Raw genomic sequence first — 26,050 nt, forward strand, 5'->3', positions numbered from 1 at the left:
AGGGGATGGCTTCATGAGGCAAGGAGATCTGGCGACCCGCAAATCCTACGGCAATGACGTCATCTTTAGGGTCCAGGAGCTGGATGCGACAAGGGCAGTCCTTCGAGGTGTCGATTTTCGGCTTCTGGCAGATGCGCCCATAGCCGATTTATCCTTCATGGCCCCCGCACGCGATTTGGATTTCCCCAGATACGATTTGCCGCGGGTAAATGAAACGATCCGCAGTATGCGGCATTTCCGCCAGCAGCTGCATCGGCAGAACGAAGATACGGTGAGAACGGCCCTTTCCAGCGGTACACAGTATTTTGAGGTGCCCGGTAAGGTGCTTCACCTGGATGGCGACCCGAATTATTTGCGCAAAAGCATGAATTTATACGGGGAGCTGAGAATACCGGCCGACGGTTTTTATGTGACGGAATCCATGATGGCTTCTACGTTACAACGTCTGCTTCCGCAGCTAAAACCGGATATCGTGGTCGTTACCGGCCATGACGGGCTTCTCAAGAACAGAGAAAATAATAATGTTCATGAGTTAGAGAGCTATAAGAATTCGATCCACTTTGTCAAAGCGGTCCAAGTCGCAAGGCAATATCAAAGCAACAGGGATGCTCTGACTATCGTCGCCGGCGCTTGCCAATCCCACTTTGAGGCACTGCTGCAGGCTGGAGCTAATTTTGCCAGTTCTCCCGCTCGCGTGCTCATCCATGCTCTGGATCCGCTCTGTATTGCCGCCAAAGTGTCCTACACCTCGATACGGGATACGGTCTCTATGGTCGATCTGGCAGGAATGACCGTCACCGGTCTTGATGGCATTGGCGGACTGGAGACGCGTGGCAGCTACCGGATGGGCGTTCCGCGTCTATCTAACCTTAAGGCGGAGCCAACCGTATAGCCGGCCGCCGCCGGATGCTCTAATGGGGTTAAGGAGTATAAACCGTTCCCGCAGTTGGGTTACTAGTTTACTTACTGCGGGGATGGATGCGGCTATTTGTAACTTTCATATTCGTCATGATTTCTGTAAAAGCTTCTTTTGAAGCTTTTTTTATTTGCCTGAAATCTCCTTATGTGCGCCCCCTTATTCAACGAACCCCAATGATTAGAGCTGACCGCCGGGACTTTATGGCTGCTTAGTTCGGATCGTTCTTCAGATGTACAAGCCTTACAAGGGATGTCCAGCGCCAGTTCCAAAGCCCTGGTTTGCCTTCAGAAGCTCTTTATGCAGCGTCCCAACCGAAAACACCGCGGGCCATCACTATAGTTCTGTAGAACTTATTTAGGGCGATAGGGGCTTACAAAGAATGGCTCTCAAGTCACGGGAGGGAGCTGTTTATAGTACGGACCTCCTTGTTAACGGTAGTAAGCCTCCAGCTTTGCAGGAGGCTTCTGGAAGCGATTATGGGATGTTTCTTAACCATGGGTAATGCGATAGAATTCTTGCATGCATATTTCTACCGGATTTGACAAATGCTTTGAAAAGGGACACGAAAAATTAGGAAGTTATACCGTTGACAACCGATTAAACAGACTGATATAATATTTAGTTTGTTTGACAAAATGACTTGGATAAGGTATAATAGATTAGGAAAGAGGTGGTAGCTACAATGGCTAAAAATGCGCTGTTGGAAATAAAACGCAGTCTCGAACCTCACGTAGGGCAGAAAATCATGTTGAAAGCAAATGGCGGCCGTCGGAAAACCATTGAGCGTTTCGGTGTTTTGGAAGAGACCTACCCTTCTGTATTTATTGTGAAATTGGACCAAGAACAACAAACATTTAAGAGGGTGTCTTACAGTTACGCGGATATTTTAACTGAGTCCGTTGAAGTTACGGTTTGTGACGATGACGCAGAGCTCCGCATTACGTATATGCACCATTAAGAACAACGGTAGTTCCTCAGGGAACTGCCGTTTTTACTTTTTTATAGACTGCGAATCTCTGGTAACCAAGGGAAGCCCGCATAACTACTTGGGGATGTGTCCGGTCAAAGAACTATGTGACGAATGTATATACCCATTGGCACTGCAATAGTTTGCATATCCCGCGGCACTGGATCTCTTCTCTCCTTAAGGAGCCGAATGAATACGTCCGATTGTTCGCATACTACAAGCTGAACGGAATGCTGAACCATGAGGAGGTTTACTTGCGTGAGCAGAAGAAGGCGCAGCGTGATGTCGGAGGAGTTTAAATACGAGCTTGCGAAGGATCTCGGCTTCTATGAAACGGTGGAGCGCGAGGGCTGGGGCGGTATACGGAGCAAGGATGCGGGCAATATGGTCAAAAGAGCTCTGCAAATTGCAGAGCAATCAATTAAACGCCGTCCATGACAGCAGGTACCACCTATTTGGGCTAAAGCGCATTAGCTTTAGCTTTTCTTATGGGCATTTGCTATAATATGTGAAGCAATTATCGGCAAAAGCGCCCAAAAGAAGGTGACCCGCTTATGAAAATATACGAAAGAGCTTCGGCCAAAATCAACCTGTCCCTGGACGTACTCCGTAAACGGGAAGACGGGTACCACGAAGTAGAAATGATTATGACTATGGTCGATCTGGCGGACCGCATAGAAATGCAGGAACTTCCGCGGGATACGATCATCATATCCAGCCAGGCTGGCTACATTCCGCTCGATGAGAAGAACTTGGCCTTTCAGGCTGCAAGGCTGATCAAAGACCGGTATGATGTACGTAAAGGTGTCTACATACATTTGGATAAGAAAATCCCCGTCGCCGCGGGACTGGCGGGCGGAAGCAGCGATGCGGCTGCAACGCTGCGCGGCCTCAACAGGCTGTGGGGCTTAGGAATCCCTACTGAAGAACTACAGGTCCTCGGAGCCGAACTGGGCTCGGATGTGCCGTTCTGTGTAACAGGGGGAACTGCGCTTGCAACCGGAAGAGGTGAAAAGCTGCAGCCCGTGAATAATCCGCTTCAGTGCTGGGTGATTCTGGCCAAGCCTCCCATTAACGTATCAACATCTGAAGTTTACGGGAAGCTGAATGCGGCACACGTACGCAATCATCCGGATACGCAGAGTATTCTGGAGGCGATACGCGGCAAGCGTTTCGACGAATTGTGCCACAGGCTGGGCAATGTGCTTGAGGAAGTCACGCTGGAGCTGTACCCTCAGGTACGTCAGATGAAGGAAGTTATGGAAAGGCTGGGGGCCGACGGGGTATTAATGTCGGGAAGCGGACCGACCGTATTCGGCCTGGTATCTAAAGAAGCCAAAGTAGCCCGGATTTACAACGGCCTGCGCGGGTTCTGTAAAGATGTGTACGCGGTGCGCATGCTTCCTTAATATCATGGTGTTCACAGCAGATGGGGTTAAAGCAGCAGAAGGCGGATAAAGCTCCCGAGCGGAGCTTTTTTGCTGCCTGTTATGGCAGGCAGAGGGATGAAGACGTCCCTGAGGAGTCTTTAAAGGCACAAATGAAACGCTTTATTTGTATAGCTTGGACAAAGACGTACAAAAATGGTATATTTACTACATAATATTCGGATTTTAGGGGTGCGTCATGAAAAAGTTGAAGCGAAGCGCTCGGTTGGTAGAAATGACGCAATATTTGTTGTTTCGGCCACACACGCTTATACCATTAACCACGTTTGCAGAACGATACAGCTCAGCCAAATCCTCTATAAGCGAAGATCTGGCGATTATAAAGGAAGTTTTCGAGGACGAAGGACTCGGAGAGCTTCATACACTCGCAGGCGCCGCAGGAGGCGTCAAATTTATACCGAAGATCGCCAAAGAAGCTTCGCTGGCTTTTGTGCAGGATCTGTGTGAACAGCTCCGGCAGCCGGAACGGGTCCTTCCTGGCGGTTATTTGTATATGGCGGATATTCTGGGCAGACCCCAGGTTCTGAATGAGATCGGGAAAACCTTCGCATCGGCTTTTGCCGGGAAGGATCTGGATGTCGTAATGACCGTGGAGACCAAAGGAATCCCGCTTGCGTATGCAACGGCTTCTTTCATGAATCTGCCTGTCGTCACGGTACGCCGTGACAGTAATGCAACGGAAGGCTCTGCCGTGAGTATTAACTATGTGTCCGGCTCAAGCAAGAGGATTCAAACAATGTCTCTGGCCAGACGTTCCCTTCAGGAGGGAGCCCGGGTGTTAATCGTAGATGATTTTAAACGGGCCGGGGGAACCATTCAAGGCATGATTGATCTGCTTGACGAATTCAAAGCCACCATAGGCGGTGTCGCCGTATTCGTGGAATCAAGTGAAGTTGAGGAGCATCTCATTAAGGATTATATCTCCCTTGCTAAGCTGACGGGTGTCGATTCCAAAACGAAGGAAATCAGCGTCGAGCTGGGAAATTACTTTGATAAGGAGTGAATGATTCATGCGTATTATAGCTACTCAGGAAGCACCGGCAGCAATCGGACCTTACTCACAGGCCATCCATATCGGGAATATGGTATTTACATCGGGACAGATTCCGCTGAACGCAGAGGGACAGGTGGTGGAAGGCGATGTTGTGGAACAGACGCATCAAGTATTCCGTAACCTCCAGGCGGTTCTCAAAGAAGCGGGTACTTCTTTGCAGCACGTTGTAAAAGCGACTGTTTTTATCAAGGATATGAACCAATTTGGACAGATTAATGAAGTATATGCGTCTTATTTCGGTGAGCACAAGCCTGCCCGTTCTACCGTAGAAGTGGCAAGGCTTCCGAAAGATGTACTTGTCGAAATCGAACTGATTGCGGCGATACCTGTCGAAAACGTTTAAGAAGACATTTATTTTCTGGAAAATCTAATTTTTTCCTCTTTATCCAGAAGGAATTTGCACGAAAATGTGGAAGTATACACCAAGTCCTGCGAATGGAAAAAGGTGGTGAACACAAGTGCAAATTACAGATGTCAGACTTCGCCGGGTGAATTCCGAAGGAAGAATGAAGGCGATTGCTTCTATTACCATCGATAACGAATTCGTCGTACACGATATTCGTGTGATTGATGGCAATAATGGAATGTTCGTGGCAATGCCTAGCAAGCGGACTCCAGATGGGGAGTTTCGCGATATTGCCCATCCGATTTCATCCACAACCCGCGAGAAGATACAGGCTGCGGTCCTGTCCGAGTACGACCGCGCAGCTGCGGAAGAGGAAGTCATCGAAGAAGGCGCTTAATACGGCCACATTGGCAGAAGGAGTCCTGTTCCGACAGGGCTCTCTTTTCTTTTTTCGGCAGATAAGATATAGTCAGGGATGATAATAGAGGAGAATAAGGAGTGGATTGATCTTGAAGCTTATGGCGATCGTACTGGCGGCAGGACAAGGAAAACGAATGAAATCCAAGCTGTACAAAGTATTGCATTCTGTCTGCGGGAAGCCGATGGTAGGGCATGTAATTGATACGCTTGCACATATAGAAATAGAGAAAACTCTGGTAATTGTTGGGCACGGGGCAGAAGCTGTTCAAGGCTATCTTGGAGATAAAGCAGAGTATGCGCTTCAGGAGAAGCAGCTGGGCACCGGACATGCAGTTCTGCAAGCCAAAGAGGTTCTGGGCAGCGAAGAGGGCATTACTTTCGTGGTATGCGGTGATACGCCGCTCGTAAGAGCCGAGACGCTGGTTAAAATGATGCAGCTGCATCAAGACAGTGGAGCTGCGGGTACGATTCTGACAGCGGAAATGACGGACGCGACCGGCTATGGCCGTATTATCCGTGGCGAAGGCGGCCGTGTAGACCGGATTGTCGAGCAGAAGGATTGCACGCCCGATGAGGCGGCTGTACGTGAGATCAATACCGGTACATATTGTTTTGATAATCGAAAATTGTTTGCGGCCCTGGAGAACGTGAAGAATGAAAATGTACAGGGGGAGTATTATTTAACAGATGTAATCTCGATCCTCAAGAGTATGGGTGAGAATGTAGAAGCCTACTGCACACCGGATGAAGCCGAAGCAATCGGTGTCAATGACCGAATCGCCTTATCCGAGGCGGAGCGTCTTATGCGTGAACGGATCAACCGGGCGCATATGGTAGAAGGCGTGACGATTATTGATCCGGCGCAGACGTATATTGAGAAAGATGTCGTCATCGGCCCGGATACTATCGTGCATCCAGGCACTGTGCTTCGCGGCAGGACGGTAATCGGATCCGACTGTATCCTGGGACCGAATGTGGAAATTACCGATTCCACCATCCATGATGGAGTAGTGATCAAATACTCGGTTCTGCAAGAAGCATCTGTCGGTAATGAATCGAGTGTAGGCCCTTATGCGTATTTGCGCCCGGGAGCGGATCTCGGGGAACACGTGAAAATCGGGGATTTCGTAGAAATCAAGAACGCTAAGCTTGGGGATGGTTCGAAAGTATCCCATCTCAGTTATGTGGGTGACGCTGAAGTGGGCAAGAACGTTAACTTCGGCTGCGGGGCCATTACTGTCAACTATGACGGCTTCAATAAGAGTCTGACTGAGATTGGCGATGATGCTTTCGTAGGAAGCAACGTCAATCTGATCGCCCCTGTGAAGATCGGAAAAGGAGCTTATGTCGTGGCAGGTTCGACGATTACAACCAACGTGGAAGAGAACGATCTGGCCATCGCACGTGAGCGTCAAACGAACAAAAAAGGGTATGCGGACCGTATGCGTGGGAAGCTCCAAGCGAAGAAGAACAGTAAGAAATCGTGAAATGGTTATAAAAATGTTTTAAATCTCCTGATTGTGGGTAATTTATCTTTAGTTATCACAAGGGAGGTCTTTTCTTATGGGAGTAGCTCTAAAAGGAAACACGAGAACACGCAGCACTAAATCAGAGGTGAAGCAACTACGCAAACAAGGTAAAGTGCCTGGCGTGGTATACGGGAAAGATGCAGACAGCTTGACCGTAGTTCTGGAACGTAAGGAGCTTACACCGCTGCTGAGAAGTCACCCCAATGCGGTGATCGATCTTAACATTGAAGGCGTTGGCAAGCGCCCTGTTCTTATAAGTGGTATCCAACGCGATAGCCTGAGCCAGGAAGTCGTTCATATTGATTTTCACCAAATCAAAATGAACGAGCTGGTTAAAGCGACCGTAGCGATTGAAATTATCGGTGAGGCCCCTGGTGTCGAAGCTGGAGGTATTCTCCAAGTGGAGACGGCGGCTCTGGATGTCCGTTGTCTGCCGAACGATATTCCGGATTCCGTGCAAGCGGATATCAGCAAGCTGGGCATCGGGGAGAACATCCTGGTATCCGATCTGAAGCTTCCTAAAGACGTGGAAGTGAAGAATGACTCAGAGGATGTCGTAGTTACGATTCTTCAACCTCGCTTAGAGGTAGAAGAAACTACGGAGGACGAGCCGGCAGCTGAAGCAGCCGAATCGGATAAATCCGCTGGGGAAACGAAGGAATAGCCCGATCTCATCGGCTGATAAAAAGCTGTTTACCGTATGCGGTAAACAGCTTTTTTGTACGGGCTTGGGCAGGTACAACGCTACAATTCTTACGTGAATGGAGATAAGATGTTAGAATGTTTTTTTCACGACTTTGTAAGCGCTTGCGAACAAGCTTTTTAAAATCAGTAGCCTGGTCTGGAGATAAAAGTAAACATGCCCCGGTTGTACAGAATGTTGTTGATTTTGATAAAATGGGGAGAATAGTGGTGTACGAACCCTATATCTTTGTGCGCATCAAGATAGTATACTTGGACTGGAACTTCGGCATCTAAATGATCTTGGAAATGATCGTCCTGGTAAAGAGGTTGGCCATTGTCATACATAGATTCATCACCTGCTATTCATATTTTTATTTCTAAATGTCTGTATATGTGTGTGGTTCGATTGGAAAGGATCGGATTTTGCGTAAAAGAAGACAAACCTGCATATATGTAGACAAGTTTCAACAGGGAATCGTTACAGAGTTTGGTTAAAAAAAGTAAAATTTTTTTGGGAGTGAATGAAACGTGAAGTGTTTTGTCGGTTTAGGCAATCCTGGGAAACAGTATGAACATACACGACATAATATAGGGTTCATGGCAATAGACCGTTTTGCACAGAAGTGGGGGGCTTCCTCTTTTCAAAATAAATGCAAGGGTCAACTGGCGGAAGTGAGAGTGAATGGGACGAAGGCTTATCTCCTGAAACCGATGACTTATATGAATTTATCCGGAGAATCGATCCGGGCTTTCATGGATTTCTACAAAGTCGACGTAAGCGACCTGGTGCTTCTCTACGATGATATGGATACAGCATTCGGCAGCATTAGACTCCGTTATCAGGGGAGTGCTGGCGGCCATAACGGAATCAAGTCGGCTATTGCCCATACGGGCACGTCGACATTCAACCGGATCCGGATAGGGATTAACCGGCCTGCGCCGGGATATTCCATTGTCGATTATGTACTCGCTAACTTCAGTAAAGCGGAAACAACTGAGCTCCCGGCTCTGCTGGATAAGACTTGCGAAGCGATGGAGCACTGCCTGACCGAACCATTCGAGAAGACCATGGCTGTGTTCAACGGGAGCTGAATCCCGCAGGATTACTCGCTGCGCAGATCCAAGACACATTGTATGCTGACAAAGGGAATGAAAATTACTTATTCGGGCTAAGGCTAAATTTTAGATGAGGCGGCCATACTAAGAAGTAATTGAAACTCGTGAGGAGGCATACATTGATGTCAGTGAAGTATATTTGCCGCCACTGTCAATCCAAGGTGGGGGAAATCAGCCAGAGCGAGATCAGTGAATACCAGCTCGGCTTCCATTTCTTGACCCCCGAAGAGCGGAGCGATATAATAGCGTATAACGTGGACGGAGGCGTTACGGTCAAGGTTGTTTGCGATTATTGCAAACAGGCTCTGGACGCGAATCCGGAGCTGAACTTGATCAGCAGCCCGCTGCAGTGATCCTTATACGGTACTGCGTGCGAGCTGCTGCGGAGCGTTTCTTTATAACAATCCACACCCCGTACCCGTGTAGAAATTTGTCATGACAGCCTAGGCAAGCGCCCAGGCTTCTTTTTGTGAGAGGAGTGTACTTGGATTGCAAGCTTTAATACAAGCTTTTTCAACGGACCGTGATTTTCAAAGTATCACCGAGGGTATTCGTTCCGGCATGAAAGAGCAGTTGATCGCTGGATTAACCGGCTCCTCTCGTCAGGTGATGCTGGCCTCGCTAAAGCAGCAGCTTGAGCGTCCTTTGCTGATCGTTACGCATAATATGTTTTCCGCGCAGAAAATTTACGAAGATTTAAGCGAATGTCTGCCGGAAGACGGCGTTCTCTTATATCCCGCACAAGAACTTCTGGCTGCAGAGGCGGCTATTGCCAGCCCTGAAATGCTGGCCCAGCGCATCGATGTGCTGACGAAATTGGCCCAGGGTTACCGGGGAGCCGTTATTGTGCCTTATGCCGGCTTCCGCCGCCTCCTTCCAAGCAAAGAAGTATTCGCCGAAGCATCGGTTACAGTCAAATTGGGAGATACCGTTGATCTGGACGTGTTCCTGAAACAGCTCAACGAGTTGGGATACGAGCGGGTGGAGAGAGTCGAAGGCAAAGGCGAGATGAGTGTCAGAGGCGGTATTATCGATTTGTATCCGCTGACGTCCGCTACTGCTGTCCGTATTGAGTTGTTTGATGTAGAGGTAGATTCGATCCGTACTTTCGATGTTGCTGACCAACGTTCAATTGATAAATTGGATGCATTTGTGATTGAGCCTTGCAGGGAAGTTCTCGTGAATGGAAAGCGTTTTCAGAGCGCTGCCCAGCATGCATATGAGCTTCTTCAGGCCCAGCTTGCCAAAATGACGGACCGTCAGGCTAAAGATAAGCTTCTGGAAGGTATCGGCGAAGATATCGAGCGTCTCCGCGAAGGCCATACTTTCCAGGGCCTGTTCAAATATGTTTCCCTGCTCTATCCGGAAAAGCAGACGCTCAGCGATTATATGCCGGATGACACCGTCCTGCTGATCGACGAGCCGGCACGGCTGGTGGAAACCGCCAAGCAGCTGGAGCGGGAAGAATCCGAGTGGATCATGCACTCGCTCCAGGATGGGACGGGACTGCCGGCGCTCACGCTCTCCAAGCAGCTTGAAACGCTGATGATCCGGCACACGTATCCGACGCTGTATATGTCGCTGTTTCTGCGTCAGGTTCCGCAGACTCAGCCGCAGAACATCGTCAACTTCATGTCGCGGGTTATGCAGAATTTCCACGGGCAAATGAATCTGCTTAAAGCAGAGATGGAACGCTGGAAAAAAACAGGGAGCCGTGTCATCATTCTGGCCAACGGCGAAGAGCGTATGGAACGCGTCCGCCGCGTGCTGGGGGATTACCAGATCGATGAGCCGGAAATCATGAACGGCAATCTTCAAACCGGGTTTGAACTGCCTTCGATTCATCTTGTCGTCATCACAGAGGGCGAGATGTTCACGCAGAAGCAGCGCAAAGCCCGCAAAGTAGATAAGAAAATCGAGAACGCCGAACGAATCAAAAGCTACCAGGAGCTGAAGGTCGGCGACTATGTCGTCCATGTTAATCATGGTATCGGTAAATATGTGGGCATAGGAACACTGGAAGTCGGCGGCATTCATAAAGATTATTTACATATTGTGTATGCCGGAGGCGACAAATTGTCGGTTCCGATTGATCAGATCGATCTCATTCAGAAATATGTCGGTTCCGAAGAGAAAGAACCGAAGATCTATAAGCTGGGCGGCGCGGACTGGAATCGCGTCAAGAACAAAGTCCGCACTTCGGTCAAAGATATTGCAGATGATTTGATCAAGCTGTACGCGGACCGTCAGGCGACGACCGGCTACGGGTTTAGCCAGGATTCTGCCTACCAGCAAGAATTTGAGAGCATGTTTCCTTATGACGAAACAACGGATCAACTTCGGGCAATTGGGGAAATTAAGAAGGATATGGAAAAGCCCCGTCCTATGGACCGTCTCTTGTGCGGCGACGTTGGTTATGGGAAAACGGAGGTAGCGATCCGTGCTGCCTTTAAATCCGCAATCGATGGCAAACAGGTTGCGGTTCTTGTGCCGACGACTATCCTTGCCCAGCAGCACTATGAGACTTTCCGCGAACGTTTCTCGGGCTATCCTTTTAACATCCAAGTGCTCAGCCGGTTCCGTTCCAAAAAAGAGCAGAATGAGACTATCAAGGGTGTGAAAGCCGGTACGGTGGACATTGTCATCGGCACTCACCGTCTGCTGTCGCAGGACTTGAAGTTCAAAGATCTGGGTCTGCTCATCGTCGATGAGGAGCAGCGTTTTGGCGTGTCCCACAAAGAAAAGCTGAAGCGCCTGAAAACGAATGTGGACGTGCTGACCCTGACAGCGACACCTATTCCGCGTACGCTTCACATGTCTATGCTAGGTGTACGGGATCTCTCCGTCATCGAAACTCCGCCGGAAAATCGCTTCCCGGTTCAAACGTACGTGCTGGAATACAGCGCGTCTCTCGTCCGGGAATCGATTGAAAGGGAGCTTGCGCGGGAGGGACAGGTGTATTATCTGTTCAACCGAGTTCAGGGTATTAATCAGATGGCCGAGCAGATTTCTATGCTCGTTCCGGACGCCCGCGTTACAGTTGCTCACGGGCAAATGTCCGAACAAGAACTGGAAAAAACCATTCTTGATTTTCTGGATGGCGAATTCGATGTCCTGGTCAGCACGAGTATCATTGAAACCGGGGTAGACATCCCGAACGTCAACACGCTGATTGTCCATGATGCGGATAAAATGGGGCTCTCCCAGCTCTACCAGCTGCGTGGAAGGGTTGGCCGGTCCAACCGGATCGCGTACGCTTATTTTACTTATCAGCGGGACAAAGTGTTGAATGAAGTGGCTGAGAAACGTCTCCAGGCAATAAAAGAATTTACAGAACTTGGATCTGGGTTTAAAATTGCGATGAGGGATTTGTCCATCCGAGGAGCCGGCAACCTGCTCGGTGCCGAGCAGCATGGATTTATCGCTTCCGTCGGTTTTGACCTGTATTCCCAAATGCTGAGTGAGGAAATCGCGAAGCGTAAGCTGGAGCTTGACGGAGAGGCTGCGGAGCCTGAGAAGGAATGGATTACTCAGCTTGATCTCCATCTCGACGCTTATCTGCCTTCGGATTATATTTATGACAGCATGCAGAAAATCGAGATCTACAAGAAAGTGGCAAACATTCGCTCCTTCACAGAAGCGGAAGACCTGCATGAGGAACTGGTGGACCGTTTCGGCGATCTGCCATCTGCCGTATCCAATCTGCTCGCCGTTGCAAGACTCAAAGTATTCGGGTCGGAGTACAAGATTGAGACGATCTCGCAAAAGGGTGACGACTACAACATTAAGATTCATTCCGACCAGACCGCCTTGCTGGATGGACAGAAGCTGTTTACGATAGCGAGTGGCTTCGACGGACGCGTCAAGCTGATTTCAGGACCCCAGATCCACATCAACATCCGCGGCAAAGGGCTGTCTCCTGAAGACACAATCGCATTGGTGGAACGTTTTCTGTTACAATACAGGGAGGCTTTGAAAACGAAGGGAGAATTGCAAAATGCTACGTAATAAATCAGGATTGGCCAAGAGTAAGTGGCTAATGCTTGTCGTACTGGTCCTTGTCTTGTCCGTGGCCAGCGGATGCGGTAAAGATAAAAAACCTGCGGCAGGAAGCCCCGAAGAAGTAATAGCGACATACAAAGACGGAGGTAAGATTACCCGCGGAGAGTTCGATAAACTGCTGGGCTTTAACCGTCTGCTGTACCCGGAATATAAGCAATTTGAATCAGATCCTGCTTACCAGCAAAGTATGCTGGAGCAATATGTAATGCTCAAAGTACTGTCCGGACGCGCATCTGAAGATGTGAAGAAAGAAGCGGACAAGCAGGTAACGGAACAGCTTACACAAATCAAGACGTTCTTGGGCTCTCAAGAGGGCGGTTTAGAGAAGAAGCTGAAGGATGAGAAGCTTGAAGAGAAAGATGTTGAGAATTTGATCCGTCTGAGCATCTATTCGACTGCACAATTTGAGAAACAAATCACGGATGAAGAAGTTAAGGCCGCTTACGATAAGAACTTGAAAGAAAACCCGAATGCCTACGATCTGGCGACTGTACGCCATGTCCTAGTTGCTACGATGGACCCGGCTACGGGTAAAGAAACACGTACCAAGGAAGAAGCTCTGAAGCGTGCGAAGGAAGTTCAAGCGAAGCTGAAGAGCGGCGGAGATTTTGATGCAATTGCCAAAGAGTTCTCTGACGATCCAGGATCCAAAGAGAAGGGCGGCAAATACGAGAACGAGAACGTAAACAAATGGATGGAAGGCTTCAAGAAAGCGGCGATCGAGCTGCCCGTTAACACGATCAGCGATCCTGTTGAGACAGAAGTCGGCTACCATGTCATGAAGGTAGAAGAGCGTAAGAAGCAAACTGTAGAAGAGGCAAAGCCGGAACTGGTATCCCTTCTGGTTCAGCCTAAAATGCAGGATTTCGTTGAAAAAGAGCTCCCGAGCCTGATTGAAACGAATACGCTGCCGAAACCGACAGCAACACCTGCTCCAAGTGCTTCCCCTCAGGCACCTGCGACATCGCCTGAAGCGCCAGCTGCATCGCCAAGCGCGTCGCCTGAAGCACCGGCTGCTTCACCGAGTGCGTCCCCTGCTGCAAAATAAACAAAGGAATACCTGTGCCAACATTTCGTTGGTGCGGGTATTTTTTTGTTGGACCGGGGCATCACTAGGAGCATGGCGGGTGGGGCTGGACAACAGAATTCCAACGAGTTGTCCCTGCGAAGAGGCGTTAACTTTACTGGGTGATGGAAACAGGGAAATGTATAAGAATTTGGGCCCAGATGAATACTATGGTCAGAATCAAAAAAGAGTTACACTCTCTACTTTTTAAATACAGGCACCTCGGCATCCAGTTCGTATCCAAAACTTCAAGGAAAGTGGGGCAACATGAGTCATGAAAGCAACTGGAATCGTTCGTCGCATCGATGACTTGGGCAGAGTTGTCATCCCGAAAGAAATACGTCGTACACTACGCATTCGGGAAGGCGATCCGCTTGAAATATTCGTCGATCGCGACGGTGAAGTCATCTTAAAGAAGTACTCTCCAATCGGGGAATTAGGCGATTTCGCCAAAGAATATGCCGAGTCTCTCTACGAGAGCACTAACCATATTACGCTGATCACAGATCGTGATAACGTCATTGCCGTGGCAGGTGGCTCCAAGAAAGAGTATATGGACAAGCAGATCGGCCAAATCGTCGAGACGACGATGGAGAACCGCAAAGCGGCGATTGAAACCGGATCAGGTTCTTATGAGATCTCCAAAGACAATCCCGAAAATTACAGCTCTTTTGTAATTGCTCCTATCGTAGCGGGCGGGGATCCTATCGGATCTGTCATTCTTATGAGCAAAGACGAGGGCGTTGAAATGGGGAACATGGAGTCGAAGATGGTGGAAACGGCAGCAGCCTTTCTGGCAAAACAGATGGAACAATGAGTGTAATCATCCCTTACTTGGAAAATTATTTTCCCCGGTAAGGGCCTTTTTTTGTTTTATGCTCATTTTTATATATAATAAAAAGAGTCCTCTTCACCGCATCTCGATACATCAAGTATATATTTCTTCCATGAAAGTGAGGCAACAAAGAGGTATGAAAGCTACAGGAATTGTTAGACGTATAGACGATTTAGGACGGGTTGTCATTCCGAAAGAAATAAGACGCACCATGCGCATCAAGGAAGGCGATCCGATGGAAATTTTCGTGAACCCGGACGGAGAAGTTATCCTTCAAAAATATTCCCCGGTAGGTGAATTAGGGGATTTTGCTGTAGAATACGCCGAGTCGTTAAGTGAAAGTACGAATCATCTGGCTCTTATCTGTGACCGTGAAACATTCATCGCTGCAGCAGGAAGAGGCCGCAAGGAAATGAGCGGCAAACCGGTCGGAGAGCTCGTTGATCGTGTGATGAATAAGCAGGAGGTTACCCTCCAAGAAACGTCAGGCAGTTTCGAAATTTGTGGAGGATCTGCTGACACGTACAGCTCGTTTGTTATTGCCCCCATCGTAAATGGCGGGGAGTCCGGCGGAGCCGTTCTTCTCCTGAGTAAGGAAGAAGGCGTCGTAATGGGCGGGACAGAACGGGCCATGGTTGAAATGGCGGCTTCGTTCCTGGCCAAGCAGACGCAGTTATAAGTTGGACTGAGTGAGGGGTAGCAGGGGGAGAAGCTCATGGAAGAACGGAGGCAGACCGGGCAGGCAGCGCCCCGAGGGTCACGATTGCTTAGGGGGGCCGCAATACTTGCCGCCGCAGCCGTTTTTTCCAAGCTGCTCGGAACACTGCAGAAAATACCGCTTCAGAATATAGCGGGGGATGGTGCTTTTGGCATTTACAATGCCGTCTATCCTCTCTATATTCTCATTTTATTTCTGGCTACGGCCGGTTTTCCTACAACCGTTTCGAAATTTGTGCTTGAGAGGGCGGAAGCGGGTGATCACGTAGGGGCGCGAAAGGTCGCAGTGGCATCCGCCGCTTTGCTGACCGGGACCGGACTGATCTGCTTTATTCTTCTTTATTATGGCGCGGATACGCTAGCAGGCTGGATGGGTACGGCTGCGGCAGCCCCTGCTGTAAGGAGTGTATCGTATGCGCTGCTGCTTGTACCGGCTCTTTCCGTTCTGCGCGGTTATTTCCAAGGTTATCAGGACATGCTCCCTACAGCGGTATCACAGGTTGTGGAACAAAGCGTACGGGTTACGACCATGATTCTGCTCTTGGTTGTGCTGACGAGCAGGGGAGCCGATGAAGCGGATATTGCGGCAGGCGCAACCTTCGGCTCCGTCACAGGAGCAGCGGGGGGACTGCTGCTTCTGTTGTTTCATTGGCGGCGGAGTAGGAGCAAGGCGCAGCGCGCCGGTCCGATTGCAGCCGGACAAGTGATGAATAAACGGCCCGATTCATGCGCTGACATGGGAGAAGAGAAGGCCTCATGGGAAGAAGCTGCCGCTTCTGTACACGGAGCAGGGCAAACCGGCTCGCGGACGGGAGTCCACGCAGCGGATAACTCCGTTGGAATCCGCGATGGCTGCATCAATCAGGATGCCGCCCCGGAATCGATGTTCCGGCTCATGAAGCGAATCGCTCTAGTTGCGCTCCCGATTTGCCTTGGCACGATCATGACACCGATTCTCAATCTCATCGATGCTTTTACAGTGCCGAGGCTGCTGCAGAGCCAGGGAATGGCGGCAGCCGAAAGCATGCGGCAGTTCGGGCTCTACAACCACGGGCTGCCGCTGGTGCAGGCCGTTGCGATGGTCGCCTCTTCGCTGACTGCTGTACTCGTGCCTGCCGTCGCCTCAGCCAAAGCCCGGCGCGATCCGGCGCTGCTGCTGGCACGTACCGAGTTTACGGTACGGGTCACGGCGGTTTTCGGCCTCGCAGCCGCTGCGGGCCTGGCGGTTCTGGCCGTGCCGGTGAACGCGATGCTCTACATGAGCAGCGAAGCCTCCGGCACGATGGCTATCCTTGCCTTCACCGCGCTGCTCGGTACGCTCAACATCGTGCTCGCTGGCGTGCTGCAGGGTCTCGGCGCCGTGAACGCGCCTGCCCTGCACTTACTTGCGGCGGCGGCGGTCAAGATCGGCGGCAGCCTGCTGCTTGTGCCGCACATCGGCATTGCCGGCGCCGGCGTGAGCGCCGTTCTGGCCTTCGCAGCCGCTTCGGCGCTCGGGCTTGCAGAGGTGAAGCGGCTCACCGGCGCCGCCTTCCCATGGCGCCGCTTCGCGCTCGCGCCGCTTGCGGCCGCTGCGCTGATGAGCGCGGCCCTCGCCGCCCTGCAGCTGGGCGGGGGCCCGCTGCTCGCCGCAGCCGTGCCGGGCTTGTCCGGCCGGACTCAGGCGAGCCTGCTGGCGCTCAGCGGCATCGCGCTGGGCGCTGCGGTGTACGCGCTCGCGCTGCTGCGCTTCGGCGCACTGGGCGCTGCGGAACTCGCGCAGCTGCCGGGCGGAGGCAAGCTCGTGCCGGCGCTGGAGAAGCTGCGGCTGCTTCCGCCGCAGAAGCGATAATACCTATCCGGTCCCGCTTGAAGGCGGGCCGCCACTATGAAGGAGGCTAGTCGGCCATGACGCAAGCCATTACGGTCCTCGGACTCGGTTCGGGCGACGAGAACCAGCTAACGCTCGGCGTGCTGCGCAAGCTGCAGCAGGCTGCGAAGTTGTATTTGCGGACGGAGAAACATCCGGTGGCGCAATTTTTGCAGGCTGAGGGTATCCGGTACGAGACTTTCGATGCAGTCTATGAATCCAAAGACCGTTTTGATGATACTTACGAAGCCATTGTATCGGCGCTGCTGGAGTCGGCGCGGACGGAGAATGTCGTTTATGCCGTACCCGGACACCCGATGGTGGCGGAGTATACCGTCCAGCTGCTCAGGACCCGGTGTCCGGAAGAGGGAATAAAGCTTGATATTATCGGCGGAGAGAGTTTTATCGATCAGGCTTTTCTAAGGTTCGGTTTTGATCCGATTGAGGGGCTCCAGCTGCTGGATGCAACGGACCTGCGGACCGGCATGCTCAATCCCCGCCTTCATACGATTATTGGACAAGTGTATGATACCTTCACGGCTTCCGATGTGAAGCTGACGCTGATGGACATGTACCCGGATGATTATCCGGTTGTCGTCGGTCATTCGCTCGGTGTGGCAGGAGAAGAGTCTCTAGTGGAGCTTCCCCTGTACGAGCTTGACCGTACGGAAGGCTACGGGAACTTGTCGCTTGTATGGATTCCGAAGAGCGATAAAGACGATCTCCGCAACCGCACCATGGAACGTTTGCATGAGATTGTCGCGATTCTGCGAAGTCCAGAGGGCTGCCCATGGGACCGTGAGCAAACCCATGCAAGCCTGCGCAAAAATTTGATTGAAGAAGCTTACGAGGTGCTGGAAACGATCGATGAAGACGATCCTGACCATATGTGTGAAGAGCTTGGCGATTTGCTTTTGCAGGTAATGCTGCATGCCCAAATGGAAGAGGAAACAGGTGCCTTTACCGTATATGATGTGATCGCCGGATTGAACGAGAAGCTTATCCGCAGGCATCCTCATGTTTTCGGAACCCGAGAAGCGGGTAATGCTGAGGAAGCTTTGGCCAATTGGCAGGGGATGAAGGATGAGGAGAAGCGCCTCAAGGGCATTGATCCAAAGAAGCAGTCCGTGCTTGCCGGCATTCCGCGCGATCTGCCGGCTTTAATGAAAGCCTATAAGCTGCAGAAGAAAGCGGCGGGTGTCGGTTTTGACTGGTCAGAAACTGCCGAAGTTTCGGCCAAGATCCAGGAGGAGCTGGCGGAGCTCCAGGAAGCGGTGACGGACGGGACTCCGGAACAGCGACTCGATGAGCTTGGTGATGTGCTGTTTGCCGTTGTCAACCTGGCCCGTTTCCTGAAAATCGATCCGGAAGAAGCGCTTGCTTCAACGAATCGTAAATTTACGAATCGGTTCCGCTACATCGAGGAAAGTCTGGAAGCGGATGGAAGATCGATTCGTGATACGAAACTGGATGAAATGGAAAAATTGTGGCAAGAAGCAAAAAAACTTCCGTAAACTGCGGGTTTTCAGCAGGATTTTACGTGCCCATCCAGAATACATAGTGCGAAAGCAGCTATGCACAGAACAGATAAGCTTTAAATTGTCATCCACTTAGGAGGTAACTAATAATGAACAAGACAGATCTGATCAACAACATTTCCACTAAAAGCGGCCTGACCAAAAAGGACGTTGAAACAGTCCTGAATTCATTCCTCGGGGAAATTACGGACGCTCTGTCCACAGGAGATAAAGTACAGCTGATCGGCTTCGGTACTTTCGAAACCCGTAAACGTTCCGGTCGTACTGGCCGCAACCCGCAAACCGGTCAAGAAATTACAATTCCAGAATCGAATGTTCCTGCTTTCAAAGCAGGCAATAAGCTTAAAGAAGCTGTTAAGTAATGAGACTGGATAAGTTTCTTAAATTATCCCGGCTTATTAAACGCCGTACGGTAGCCAAGGACATTTCGGACCAGGGCCGCGTATGGATTAATGGCAGGGACTCCAAACCGAGTTCGACGGTGAAAGTCGGCGATGAGCTGACGATTCAATTCGGGCAGAAAAAAGTGACGGTTCGCGTAGAACTTCTTACGGAGTCGACTCGCAAGGAAGATGCGGCTCATATGTACACGCTCCTTCGCGAAGAAGCGCTCTGATCAGCAAAGAGACTGAAGCACGGCATTTTGCCGTCCTCAGTCTTTTTTTTCTGTAATTTTTTTATGCGGAATCGAATGAGAAGGCCTGTTAGGGTGTTCTAAAAACGGACATCCCCCCATATCGTAGTGGTAGGAAAAGCTGTAGGGGGGACTTGCCATGATGGAGGCCGGAAAGACCAAGCGGCAGGAAGTTAAAATGCTGAACCGTAAACTGCTCGAGATCTCGGGCGTGAAGAATGTGGAGAGTTTTGACAGCGAAGAGTTCCTTCTGGAAACGGACTGTGGTTTTTTGCTAATTAAGGGGCAGAATCTGCACATTAAGAATCTTAGCCTGGATCAGGGCCTGGTAGCGATTGAGGGCTATGTAAACTCTCTTGCCTATGTCGATGCGAATTCCCCGGAGAAGTCCAAAGGGTTCTTGGGTAAATTGTTTAAGTGACTCTGAACGTACAATTCGTAACGCTGTGGCTGATGTTCGTCAGCGGGATGGGCCTCGGTGCGCTTTATGACGCCTTCCGGGTGGTGTTCGTGCAGCTGAGGCTGCCGCGCTGGACTTTCCCGCTTGCGGATCTCGCCTATTGGATCATCGGAATCATTCTCGTGTTCGGTACTTTGATCCGCAGTAATCAGGGACAAGTCCGGCTCTTTGTATTTATCGGGTTGCTTCTGGGGCTGTTCGTTTATTTACTGGCTTTTAGCCGTACGGTCCGTAAATTAATCGGAGTTTGCATTCAGGCTGTGAAATGGCTGCTTCGTTTCTGCAGGCGAGTGATGGTGCTTCTGCTCTTCAAACCAGCAGTAGGTATTTACAAGCTGGTTCTGCTTCTCTTGGGAGTTTTGGCGGGCGCTGCTATGTTCCTGTTCCGAGTTGTGGTACAATTAGGTTATCCTGTTTGGAGATTAATTCTCTGGCTGTTACGTCCTCTATACGCTAAGCTTCGTGTACCTGCCCGCATTTCGGGGTGGATCAGCTGGATGAAACAGCTGTTTCAGAAGTGGTTTTCTAAGGGTAAGAAGTGAAGTAAAGGCCGATTAGCGGCCATAAGATCAGGAGGCTGTAAATTCCCATGCCTGTCCCATCAAAATCATCACAATCTCAAACCAAATCGAATAGCAAAGGCACTCGTCGCAGATTCCGTATTGCTGCAGTGATTTCGCTCGGTGTTTTGACATGGGCTGGAGTGACATACTGGGATCAATCCGGTAAACTAGGCGAGAAGCGTGCTGAAATGCAGCAAGTCGAGCAGCAGTTGGCGGATGAGCAGAAGCGTAAAGCGGATATTACAAAAGAAATTGCCCGCTTGAACGACCCTGAGTATTTGGAACAAGTAATCCGCAGCGAGCTGAATTATGCACGCGAGGGAGAAACACGCTTTATATCACCGGCGCCCAAATCAAAGAATCCGTAAAAATTCCGGATTAATTGGGCTTTTCTCCATGTTGACCGTAGATTCAGCAATGGGGTATAATCGGCGTAGCCGTTCTTTTTGAACAATTTAAGGGAGGAACATTGTATTTTATGGCAATTGAAGTGGGCAGCAAATTAGAAGGAAGAGTGACCGGGATCACTCACTTTGGGGCATTTGTCGAGCTTGAACAGGGTGTTACCGGACTGGTGCACATCTCGGAGATCGCCGACAACTACGTAAAGGATGTCAACGACCATCTCAAACTCGAAGACAAAGTTCTGGTCAAAGTCATCAACGTGGACAAGGACGGGAAAATCGGCTTATCCATCAAGCAGACGATCGAAAAGCCCGCTGAACCTGCTCGCCCTCAAAGACCACCAGGCAATAGTAAGTTCGACTCCTCTCGTTCCGGAGACCGTCCAAGCTTTGGTGGCGGCGGTGGACACGGACGTGGAGATCGCGGTGGACGCGGTGGCGGTTTCCGTAACCCGCCAGGTAAACCTACTTTTGAGGACAAGATGAGTCGCTTTCTCAAAGATAGTGAAGAGCGCATCTCTTCACTCAAGAAGCAGGATTCCAAACGCGGTGGACGTGGCGGAAGACGCGACTAATCGTTCCTCTTGCTCTACTTATATGATTACAAGAATTTACAACCACACTCCGTTTAGGCGGATGTGGTTTTTTTGCGTCGACTGAACTAACGTTTTTCGGGGAATCGACACAACCTTACCGCATATGCATGGTAAGCGGCTTGTATGAAGCGAATCCTCCGAGGAACGGGCGTTCGGAACGATGGGGCCAAGCCCCTGATAGGGCTGCGTTTGCGTTAAGCTGACAAGGCCCCTTTTTTGTCGGAAATTTCTTGGACTCTAGTAACTCATTGTGACAAAATTTATGAGAGAAGGCTCCTATAATAAACCCACTAAGAGAAATGGTGGTGTCTGAACATGGAAAAACGAAATGGTGCACTTTCCATCGGTCTGCAGTGGGCAGGCGCGATGCAGCGGACGAAATCAGCGGCTCATGACCGAGTTGTGGAGAATAGGATGGTTCAATCCATGGTAGCCAAGAAGTGGTCGATACTGCTTCTGATCATGGCCTTCCTGCTCGGAAGAGCCATGATTCTGGAAGAGCTTGCCCCCTTTTCATTGGCCTTTTTTGCCGTCATGTACTTTCAGCGCCGCGACTTACTCTTGTGGACGGGAGCTTTTCTATTTGCAGGCAGCATGCTGGCCGTACAGCCTCAAAGCGGATATATGCTGACCGAAATGATTGTGTTCGTACTGATCCAGAAAGCACTTGAGAAATATGAGCGGTCGGATCTTTCGCTCGCGCCCGTTCTTGTTTTCATCACTTCGCTGCTGGTCCAAATGTTTGCCCATCTGGTCAACTCGGATCTGACCTGGTTCTCCTTGACCATGACGGGTGTACAGTCCCTGCTAAGTCTGGTTCTGACCCTTATTTTTGTACAAGCTGTCCCTGTCTTTACCTTGACCCGCAAAAACTATCAGCTCAAACATGAAGAAATAATCTGTTTGATCATCTTACTGGCTTCTATGATGACTGGAACGGTTGGCTGGACAATAGGACCCGTTACAGTTGAGCATGTCGTGTCGAGGTATCTGATTCTTCTGTTTGCTCTGGTTGGCGGCGCCCCATTCGGCGCATCAGTCGGAGTTGTCACGGGACTCATTCTTAGCTTGGCCAATGCCAACGCAATCTATCAAATGAGTCTGCTGGCCTTCTCGGGCCTGCTCGCAGGGCTGCTTAAAGAGGGCAGGCGGATGGCCGTTGCATTCGGCATGCTGCTGGGCTCATCCATTCTATCGATCTACATAGGCACGCAGGGAGAAGTTATGAATTCTACCTGGGAGTCTGTAGCGGCGGTTGTCCTGTTCCTTCTCACGCCGAAGAGCGTGCTTCAGACGCTGGCCAAGTATATTCCCGGTACTCAAGAGAATCTGAAGTCACAACAGGATTATGCCAAAAGAGTGCGGGATATTACGGCGGGCAGGGTGGAACAGTTCTCGCAAGTTTTTATGCAGCTGGCCCGCAGCTTCAAGCAGTTGACCGTCGAGAGCCAGCCTTTGCAGAAGGAGGAAGAAATCAGCCACTTCATGGAAGCGGTCTCTAACCAGACTTGCCAGATGTGCTCCAAAAGAGTCCGCTGCTGGGATCAGCGCTTCTATCAGACCTATCAATATATGACGGGTATGATGACGGAGATTGAGCTTAATCCTGATTTTAATAAGAGGCAAATACCGCTGGAATGGAGACAGGCTTGTACGAAACCGGATCAAGTGCTGGAAGTGATGAAGAATCAATATGCGATGTATCAGAATGATATGCATTGGAAAAAACAAATTTCCGACAGCAGGCAGATTGTAGCCGACCAGCTCAGCGGTGTATCTCAAGTCATGGAGGATTTGGCGAAGGAGATCAAGCGGGAGGGACAAGAGCTGTTTTTACAGGAAGAACAAATACGCCAGGCTCTTGAGGATCTGGGACTATCCATACACAGCATTGATGTCGTTTCCTTAGACGAAGGAAATGTGGAAATCGAAATTATCCATCAGTATACCAGAGGTTTCGATGAATGCCGCAAGATCATTGCTCCGCTGCTAAGTGAAATCCTGGGCGAGCATATAGCTGTCAAGAATGAAGAAATGATGCCTAGGGGTGAGGGGTACAGCATGGTTCAATTCGGCTCGGCTAAGGAATACGAAGTAGAGACGGGGATAGCAGGAGCCGCTAAGGGCGGAGAGCTGCTGTCCGGGGACAGCTTTTCGCTGGCAGAATTGGGGAACGGCAAGTTTGTGGTCGCACTAAGCGACGGGATGGGGAACGGGGAGCGGGCAAGCGCCGAGAGCTCGGCGGCGTTGAATATTTTGCAGCAGCTCCTTCAATCGGGTATGGATGAGAAAATTGCCATCAAATCCGTCAACTCTGTTCTGCTGCTTCGCTCCTCCGACGAAGTATATGCCACCGTGGATATGGCTTTAATTGATCTCTACAGCGCACAAACAACATTTATGAAAATCGGCTCGACGCCCAGTTTCATTAAGCGTGGACATGAGGTGATACCGATCAAGGCCAACAATCTCCCTGTCGGTATTCTACAAGACATCGAGGTAGATCTGGTATCACAGCCGCTGCAGCACGGGGATCTTCTCATAATGATGACAGATGGCATTTATGACGCGCCGGGTCATGCGGTGAATAAGGAGTTGTGGATGAAGCGGGTTATTCAGGAGATTGAAACGGACATTCCGCAGGATTTTGCCGATTGTCTGCTGGATCGCGTGGTCCGCTGCCATCATGGTGAGATTATTGATGATATGACGGTCGTTGCCGCCCGTATCGAGAAACATCAGCCCGAATGGGCGACGTTCCGCTGGCCGGGGGTGAACCGCATCGAGCGTCCTAAGGTGGTGAGCTGATTCAGGAAGGTTGTAGTCCGGCTGGACGTGACCTTGAGGGGATGGTGATATTAGCTAGTGGCTACTGGTAATAAGAAGGATAGGAACTGGAAAAACGAAGGAGGGATTTGGTGGATAGTAAGACATGAAAGAAGGCTAAGAAAGCAGAGCATGGATGAGGGGTATGAATGAAGGTCGTGAATGAAAGGATATAGGCGCTCCCTTGAGGGGCGCTTTATATTTGGTTTGTATGGGGCTGTGTTTGCTTGTAATCACATTGAAGATATCCCGCTGCCCAGATGTGTTCCTATGATTAGAATCTCGCATACTTGGCGAAACTAGTAAGAACAATCATAGACTGGAGGCGAAGAGAGCATGAAACAAATTCTACTAATCACCGACGGGTGCTCTAACGTCGGGATCAGCCCGACAACAGCAGCTGCACAAGCGCGTGCTGAAGGGATTACGGTCAATGTGATCGGCGTGGTTGACCAGGGGGAGCTCGGCCTGCTCGGCGCCGAGGAGATTCGTGACATTGCAAGGGCAGGCGGCGGGATGAGCAGGATCGCCACTTCCCAGCAGCTGTCACAGACCATCCAGATGATGACGCGCAGGACGGTGTCGCAGACGGTGCAGCAGGCAGTCAGCCGCGAGCTGCACAGCATCCTCGGCAGCGGTGACGTGACCGAGCTGCCGCCGGCTCAGCGCTCCGAAGTCGTGCGCGTCATTGACGACCTCGCAGAGACAGGATCGCTCCGTGTGGCGCTCCTCGTAGATGCCAGCGCCAGCATGAAGCCCAAGATGGCAGCTGTGCGCGAGGCCATCTCGGACCTGCTGCTGAGCCTGCGCGCGAGGTCGGGCCCAAGCGAACTGGCCGTGTTTCATTTTCCCGGCCACCACAGTACGGATCCCGAGGTGGAGATGGACTCGGGGTGGACCGCCAACCTTGCAAATTTGGATAGGATGTTCTATAAATTAAACATGAAGGGTACAACCCCGACTGGCCCTGCCTTGCTTAAGGTTGTGCAGTATGTCGCGGAGAAGCCTGCTTATTCAAGCGATGATGAGGACGGGATGCTTCGTGACTACGTCGTATGAGCCCTCGTTGCCTTTCGGAACGACTCTCAGCGGGCGATGGAATGGCAGAACCTATACGGTAGAACGCAGACTAGGTTCCGGCTCTAACGGGCAAGTGCTTCTGGTGCGGCGCGGTGGGCGCAGGTATGCCATGAAGATCGGGTATGATCCGCTCGATCACCAGTTCGAGGTCAACGCGCTGCAGTCACTTTCCAGGACTGACACATCGTTTGGGCAATTTCTACTGGACACCGATGATGCGGAATACGAGGGAAAAAGGCTCTCTTTTTTTGTCATGCCGTATATTGAGGGATCTTCATTATCCAAATACATACGCGCTAATGGTACTGGCTGGATTTACGTGATTGGCTCTAATTTGCTTAAAAAGTTGGTGGAACTTCACCAAAGTGGTTATATCTATGGGGATCTCAAATCAGATAATCTGGTTGTGATGGAACACGGCCGTGTTGAAATCGTTGATTTTGGCGGTATGACCGCTAAGGGCAGAGCGATCAAGCAATTTACGGAGATTTTTGACCGGGGGTATTGGTATGCGGGAGAGCGGATCGCCGAGGATAGTTACGACCTGTTCTCCTTTGCCGTCCTGATCATCAAAACGCTGGATAAGAACGATTCATTCCGTTCTGCCATTCAATCGCTTCCTCAGAATAGATGTCTATCTATGCTGGAGGAAATCGTGCAGCGCAATGACCGCTTAAAGGAGATGGCTCCGTTTCTTCTGCGGGCTTTGAGAGGGCAGTTCGCAAACTCGAATGAAGCCTTGATCGCCTGGAGAGAGCAGGGGAAGAGGCTCCGGGCCGCTGCACAGGCACCTGACAGCCATGCATCCCCCTGGATGCTGCTGTCTTTGGCGGCCTCTCTTATCGCTCTCCTTGGCACACTTGGTTATTTCTACTGGAAATAACCGTAGACCCTGCTTTTGAGCTAATCAATAGCCGTTAGGCAAGCAGGTTGGTAA

At 50.6% G+C, this 26,050-nt stretch carries 27 protein-coding genes; 26 read left to right on the top strand and 1 reads right to left on the bottom strand.

Annotated features, from left to right (window positions below):
• Positions 1–13 precede the first annotated feature (13 nt).
• The 9 genes from yabG to AR333_RS22465 all read left to right on the top strand — a co-directional run bounded on the left by yabG (position 14) and on the right by AR333_RS22465 (position 7,347).
• Entirely contained in the window at positions 14–892 is an 879-nt protein-coding gene (gene yabG, locus AR333_RS22425; RefSeq protein WP_068777600.1) for a sporulation peptidase YabG, read from the top strand.
• Between the two features lie 709 nt (positions 893–1,601).
• Entirely contained in the window at positions 1,602–1,877 is a 276-nt protein-coding gene (gene veg / locus AR333_RS22430) for a biofilm formation stimulator Veg (RefSeq protein ID WP_068777601.1), read from the top strand.
• Between the two features lie 267 nt (positions 1,878–2,144).
• Positions 2,145–2,324 (top strand): small, acid-soluble spore protein, alpha/beta type, encoded by a 180-nt coding sequence (locus AR333_RS22435; protein ID WP_068777602.1) that lies wholly within the window; start codon positions 2,145–2,147, stop codon positions 2,322–2,324.
• 116 nt (positions 2,325–2,440) lie between these two features.
• Positions 2,441–3,295 (top strand): 4-(cytidine 5'-diphospho)-2-C-methyl-D-erythritol kinase, encoded by an 855-nt coding sequence (ispE, locus tag AR333_RS22440; protein WP_068777603.1) that lies wholly within the window; start codon positions 2,441–2,443, stop codon positions 3,293–3,295.
• Positions 3,296–3,512: 217 nt separating this feature from the next.
• Positions 3,513–4,337, top strand: a complete 825-nt coding sequence (gene purR / locus AR333_RS22445) for a pur operon repressor (protein ID WP_068777604.1) — start codon at positions 3,513–3,515, stop codon at positions 4,335–4,337.
• A 7-nt stretch (positions 4,338–4,344) separates the two neighbouring features.
• Positions 4,345–4,731, top strand: coding sequence for a RidA family protein (locus AR333_RS22450; protein WP_068777605.1), 387 nt, complete (start codon positions 4,345–4,347; stop codon positions 4,729–4,731).
• A gap of 115 nt (positions 4,732–4,846) precedes the next feature.
• Positions 4,847–5,131: a septation regulator SpoVG gene (spoVG, locus tag AR333_RS22455; protein WP_009671859.1), complete on the top strand. Its 285-nt coding sequence runs from the start codon at positions 4,847–4,849 to the stop codon at positions 5,129–5,131.
• A gap of 112 nt (positions 5,132–5,243) precedes the next feature.
• Positions 5,244–6,641: a bifunctional UDP-N-acetylglucosamine diphosphorylase/glucosamine-1-phosphate N-acetyltransferase GlmU gene (gene glmU / locus AR333_RS22460; protein ID WP_068777606.1), complete on the top strand. Its 1,398-nt coding sequence runs from the start codon at positions 5,244–5,246 to the stop codon at positions 6,639–6,641.
• A 76-nt stretch (positions 6,642–6,717) separates the two neighbouring features.
• Entirely contained in the window at positions 6,718–7,347 is a 630-nt protein-coding gene (locus tag AR333_RS22465; RefSeq protein WP_068777607.1) for a 50S ribosomal protein L25/general stress protein Ctc, read from the top strand.
• A 164-nt stretch (positions 7,348–7,511) separates the two neighbouring features.
• On the opposite strand, the gene AR333_RS22470 is transcribed toward AR333_RS22465, so the two are convergent.
• Positions 7,512–7,712, bottom strand: coding sequence for a hypothetical protein (locus tag AR333_RS22470; protein ID WP_068777608.1), 201 nt, complete (start codon positions 7,710–7,712; stop codon positions 7,512–7,514).
• Between the two features lie 183 nt (positions 7,713–7,895).
• Between AR333_RS22470 and pth the strand changes: the two genes are divergently transcribed.
• The 17 genes from pth to AR333_RS22555 all read left to right on the top strand — a co-directional run bounded on the left by pth (position 7,896) and on the right by AR333_RS22555 (position 25,996).
• The gene (pth, locus tag AR333_RS22475) at positions 7,896–8,459 is read left to right on the top strand and encodes an aminoacyl-tRNA hydrolase (protein WP_068777609.1); all 564 of its coding nucleotides are present in this window, start codon (positions 7,896–7,898) and stop codon (positions 8,457–8,459) included.
• A 146-nt stretch (positions 8,460–8,605) separates the two neighbouring features.
• Positions 8,606–8,836 (top strand): anti-sigma-F factor Fin family protein, encoded by a 231-nt coding sequence (locus AR333_RS22480; RefSeq protein WP_068777610.1) that lies wholly within the window; start codon positions 8,606–8,608, stop codon positions 8,834–8,836.
• 136 nt (positions 8,837–8,972) lie between these two features.
• On the top strand, positions 8,973–12,491 hold the full coding sequence (gene mfd / locus AR333_RS22485; protein ID WP_068777611.1) for a transcription-repair coupling factor: 3,519 nt from the start codon (positions 8,973–8,975) through the stop codon (positions 12,489–12,491).
• Positions 12,481–13,593 carry a peptidylprolyl isomerase gene (locus AR333_RS22490; protein ID WP_068777612.1) on the top strand — a complete coding sequence of 371 codons (1,113 nt, stop codon included), beginning with the start codon at positions 12,481–12,483 and terminating at the stop codon, positions 13,591–13,593. The genes mfd and AR333_RS22490 overlap by 11 nt, the downstream gene beginning before the upstream one ends.
• A gap of 292 nt (positions 13,594–13,885) precedes the next feature.
• A complete protein-coding gene (spoVT, locus tag AR333_RS22495) occupies positions 13,886–14,428 on the top strand; it encodes a stage V sporulation protein T (RefSeq protein ID WP_068777613.1) in 543 nt (180 codons plus the stop codon).
• A 154-nt stretch (positions 14,429–14,582) separates the two neighbouring features.
• Positions 14,583–15,125 carry a stage V sporulation T C-terminal domain-containing protein gene (locus AR333_RS22500; RefSeq protein ID WP_068777614.1) on the top strand — a complete coding sequence of 181 codons (543 nt, stop codon included), beginning with the start codon at positions 14,583–14,585 and terminating at the stop codon, positions 15,123–15,125.
• Between the two features lie 36 nt (positions 15,126–15,161).
• The gene (locus AR333_RS22505; protein WP_068777615.1) at positions 15,162–16,994 is read left to right on the top strand and encodes an oligosaccharide flippase family protein; all 1,833 of its coding nucleotides are present in this window, start codon (positions 15,162–15,164) and stop codon (positions 16,992–16,994) included.
• 56 nt (positions 16,995–17,050) lie between these two features.
• Positions 17,051–18,526, top strand: coding sequence for a nucleoside triphosphate pyrophosphohydrolase (gene mazG / locus AR333_RS22510; RefSeq protein WP_068777616.1), 1,476 nt, complete (start codon positions 17,051–17,053; stop codon positions 18,524–18,526).
• Positions 18,527–18,639: 113 nt separating this feature from the next.
• A complete protein-coding gene (locus tag AR333_RS22515) occupies positions 18,640–18,912 on the top strand; it encodes an HU family DNA-binding protein (RefSeq protein WP_068777617.1) in 273 nt (90 codons plus the stop codon).
• Entirely contained in the window at positions 18,912–19,166 is a 255-nt protein-coding gene (locus tag AR333_RS22520; protein WP_068777618.1) for an RNA-binding S4 domain-containing protein, read from the top strand. The genes AR333_RS22515 and AR333_RS22520 overlap by 1 nt, the downstream gene beginning before the upstream one ends.
• Before the next feature lie 157 nt (positions 19,167–19,323).
• Entirely contained in the window at positions 19,324–19,605 is a 282-nt protein-coding gene (gene yabP, locus AR333_RS22525; protein WP_068777619.1) for a sporulation protein YabP, read from the top strand.
• Positions 19,602–20,186, top strand: coding sequence for a spore cortex biosynthesis protein YabQ (yabQ, locus tag AR333_RS22530; RefSeq protein WP_068777620.1), 585 nt, complete (start codon positions 19,602–19,604; stop codon positions 20,184–20,186). The genes yabP and yabQ overlap by 4 nt, the downstream gene beginning before the upstream one ends.
• Before the next feature lie 47 nt (positions 20,187–20,233).
• Positions 20,234–20,575, top strand: a complete 342-nt coding sequence (locus AR333_RS22535) for a septum formation initiator family protein (RefSeq protein WP_068777621.1) — start codon at positions 20,234–20,236, stop codon at positions 20,573–20,575.
• A gap of 110 nt (positions 20,576–20,685) precedes the next feature.
• On the top strand, positions 20,686–21,186 hold the full coding sequence (locus AR333_RS22540) for a S1 domain-containing RNA-binding protein (RefSeq protein ID WP_068777622.1): 501 nt from the start codon (positions 20,686–20,688) through the stop codon (positions 21,184–21,186).
• A gap of 387 nt (positions 21,187–21,573) precedes the next feature.
• The gene (gene spoIIE, locus AR333_RS22545) at positions 21,574–24,015 is read left to right on the top strand and encodes a stage II sporulation protein E (RefSeq protein WP_253735951.1); all 2,442 of its coding nucleotides are present in this window, start codon (positions 21,574–21,576) and stop codon (positions 24,013–24,015) included.
• A gap of 354 nt (positions 24,016–24,369) precedes the next feature.
• Positions 24,370–25,092 carry a VWA domain-containing protein gene (locus AR333_RS22550; RefSeq protein ID WP_068777624.1) on the top strand — a complete coding sequence of 241 codons (723 nt, stop codon included), beginning with the start codon at positions 24,370–24,372 and terminating at the stop codon, positions 25,090–25,092.
• On the top strand, positions 25,076–25,996 hold the full coding sequence (locus AR333_RS22555) for a protein kinase (RefSeq protein WP_068777625.1): 921 nt from the start codon (positions 25,076–25,078) through the stop codon (positions 25,994–25,996). The genes AR333_RS22550 and AR333_RS22555 overlap by 17 nt, the downstream gene beginning before the upstream one ends.
• The last annotated feature ends 54 nt before the right edge of the window (positions 25,997–26,050 follow it).

Origin of the sequence: Paenibacillus sp. FJAT-26967, from assembly GCF_001541095.1 — a bacterium.
In the GTDB taxonomy this organism is placed as follows: domain Bacteria; phylum Bacillota; class Bacilli; order Paenibacillales; family NBRC-103111; genus Paenibacillus_F.

Coding starts and splice junctions, on each gene's coding strand:
- AR333_RS22480 (WP_068777610.1), top strand. CDS start 8,606: ATGTCAGTGAAGTATATTTGCCGCCACTGTCAATCCAAGGTGGGGGAA.
- spoVT (WP_068777613.1), top strand. CDS start 13,886: ATGAAAGCAACTGGAATCGTTCGTCGCATCGATGACTTGGGCAGAGTT.
- AR333_RS22470 (WP_068777608.1), bottom strand. CDS start 7,712: ATGTATGACAATGGCCAACCTCTTTACCAGGACGATCATTTCCAAGAT.
- AR333_RS22520 (WP_068777618.1), top strand. CDS start 18,912: ATGAGACTGGATAAGTTTCTTAAATTATCCCGGCTTATTAAACGCCGT.
- mazG (WP_068777616.1), top strand. CDS start 17,051: ATGACGCAAGCCATTACGGTCCTCGGACTCGGTTCGGGCGACGAGAAC.
- AR333_RS22505 (WP_068777615.1), top strand. CDS start 15,162: ATGGAAGAACGGAGGCAGACCGGGCAGGCAGCGCCCCGAGGGTCACGA.
- yabP (WP_068777619.1), top strand. CDS start 19,324: ATGATGGAGGCCGGAAAGACCAAGCGGCAGGAAGTTAAAATGCTGAAC.
- AR333_RS22550 (WP_068777624.1), top strand. CDS start 24,370: ATGAAACAAATTCTACTAATCACCGACGGGTGCTCTAACGTCGGGATC.
- AR333_RS22515 (WP_068777617.1), top strand. CDS start 18,640: ATGAACAAGACAGATCTGATCAACAACATTTCCACTAAAAGCGGCCTG.
- AR333_RS22465 (WP_068777607.1), top strand. CDS start 6,718: ATGGGAGTAGCTCTAAAAGGAAACACGAGAACACGCAGCACTAAATCA.
- spoIIE (WP_253735951.1), top strand. CDS start 21,574: ATGCAGCGGACGAAATCAGCGGCTCATGACCGAGTTGTGGAGAATAGG.
- veg (WP_068777601.1), top strand. CDS start 1,602: ATGGCTAAAAATGCGCTGTTGGAAATAAAACGCAGTCTCGAACCTCAC.
- AR333_RS22535 (WP_068777621.1), top strand. CDS start 20,234: ATGCCTGTCCCATCAAAATCATCACAATCTCAAACCAAATCGAATAGC.
- purR (WP_068777604.1), top strand. CDS start 3,513: ATGAAAAAGTTGAAGCGAAGCGCTCGGTTGGTAGAAATGACGCAATAT.
- ispE (WP_068777603.1), top strand. CDS start 2,441: ATGAAAATATACGAAAGAGCTTCGGCCAAAATCAACCTGTCCCTGGAC.
- AR333_RS22490 (WP_068777612.1), top strand. CDS start 12,481: ATGCTACGTAATAAATCAGGATTGGCCAAGAGTAAGTGGCTAATGCTT.
- AR333_RS22540 (WP_068777622.1), top strand. CDS start 20,686: ATGGCAATTGAAGTGGGCAGCAAATTAGAAGGAAGAGTGACCGGGATC.
- AR333_RS22450 (WP_068777605.1), top strand. CDS start 4,345: ATGCGTATTATAGCTACTCAGGAAGCACCGGCAGCAATCGGACCTTAC.
- yabG (WP_068777600.1), top strand. CDS start 14: ATGAGGCAAGGAGATCTGGCGACCCGCAAATCCTACGGCAATGACGTC.
- AR333_RS22500 (WP_068777614.1), top strand. CDS start 14,583: ATGAAAGCTACAGGAATTGTTAGACGTATAGACGATTTAGGACGGGTT.